The organism is Hymenobacter agri (assembly GCF_054778495.1).
Window position 1 is genome coordinate 1 of sequence record NZ_BAAGZM010000882.1, and the last position, 1326, is coordinate 1326.

General features: G+C 67.4%; 2 protein-coding genes. Both read right to left on the reverse strand.

Annotated elements, in window-relative coordinates:
• Positions 1 to 150 precede the first annotated feature (150 nt).
• On the reverse strand, positions 151 to 822 hold the full coding sequence (locus tag ACYVDE_RS23055) for a PepSY-associated TM helix domain-containing protein (protein ID WP_460503872.1): 672 nt from the start codon (positions 820 to 822) through the stop codon (positions 151 to 153).
• Positions 812 to 1326, reverse strand: a 515-nt coding sequence (locus tag ACYVDE_RS23060) for a DUF2271 domain-containing protein (RefSeq protein WP_460503873.1), incomplete at its 5' end; no start/stop codon positions are given. The genes ACYVDE_RS23055 and ACYVDE_RS23060, both read right to left, overlap by 11 nt.

A 1326-nucleotide genomic window follows, 5' to 3' on the forward strand; every position in this document is an offset into this window, starting at 1 on the left:
TGTGGGGCGGGGCGGCGTGGCTGTTTCGGCGGGCGGCGAGCGGGAGCCGGGCCGCAGCACAGGCGGCGTATTCCGGGTAAAAAAGAATGTCATGCTGAGCGCCGCCGAAGCATGACGTTCTTTTTATCCGGCACTTCTTGGATACTCCGCCTACGGCACCAGCAGGGCGTAGGCCAGGTAGCACAACGCCCCGCCCACCAGGCCCACCAGCAGCCCCCGCACTCGCTTGTTTTTCAGGAAAAACAGCATCACCAAGCCGCTAAGCGACACCAGCGTGAGGAAGCCGGCCGAGAGGTCAATCACCCAGCTCCAGCCGGCGCCGGTGTCGCGGCCCTTGTGCAGGTCGTTGAGCACGGCCCCCAGGCCCAGGCGCAATTCGGTGAGCTCGAAGGTGCCATCCTGGCGGTTGATGAAGGCATCGGCGCTGTAGCCGGGGCCCTTGAACGACACGGCGCACTGGTCGTCCTGCACCTCGAACTCGCTCACGGCCCCGCGCAGAGCGTACTGGCTGCGCAGCCGCTCCACCACCGCCAGCTTGTTGATGCGGGCGGGGTCGGCCACGTTCACCCAGGCGGCGGGCAAGGTGCCGGTGCGCTTGGTTTCGGTCGGCGGCCCGTCGAACCAGTCGGCGTGGTTCAGGGTGAGGCCGGTGACGGCAAAAAAGAGCACCACCACGAAGCTCAGCATGGAGAGGTACACGTGCAGCCAGCGCGACCACGCGGCGGTGCGCTTCTTCAGCTCCGACTTGGGCGGCTTGGGCGCACTGCCGGCCGGCCGGCTACCCGAGCCGGCCGGGGCGAAGGGGGCAGGGCTACTGGCCATCGGTTTTCTTGCGGTAGTCGACGGCCGCCGCGGCCACTTCCTCGTTGGCGGGCAGGTCGAAGTGCTGGGGCTTCTTGCTGTTGATTTCCTGCTTCATGAGCTGGTGGGAGCCGTGCTCGCGGGCCACTTCCACCATGAGGGTGTAGCTGCCCTGGGGCACAAGGTTGCCCTGGTCGTCCTTGCCGTCCCACTTCAGGGTGTACTTGCCCGGCGAGCGGGTGGCGCTGGTGGTAGAGCTGAGGCTGGGGCTGCCGGCCGCAAACTGGTCGTTGTAGGCGGCGTACCAATAGCTCATGTCGTGCAGCCAGCGGGGCTTGTTGTACCACAGGGCCACCTGGCGCACGGGCTTCTTCTTGCCATCCACCACCCACACGGCCACGAAGGGCCGGTGCACGCGTCCGCCGCTCGTGGGCGTGGCCAGCTCCAGGCTCAGGGCTACTTCGTAGTTGGCATCCCAGAGCTTGGCGTTGGGAAGCGCGGGCGCGGCTTTCGGCGCGGGGGCCG

Excerpts from the sequence above, each read along its gene's own strand:
- ACYVDE_RS23055 (WP_460503872.1), bottom strand. The coding sequence starts at position 822 with ATGGCCAGTAGCCCTGCCCCCTTCGCCCCGGCCGGCTCGGGTAGCCGG.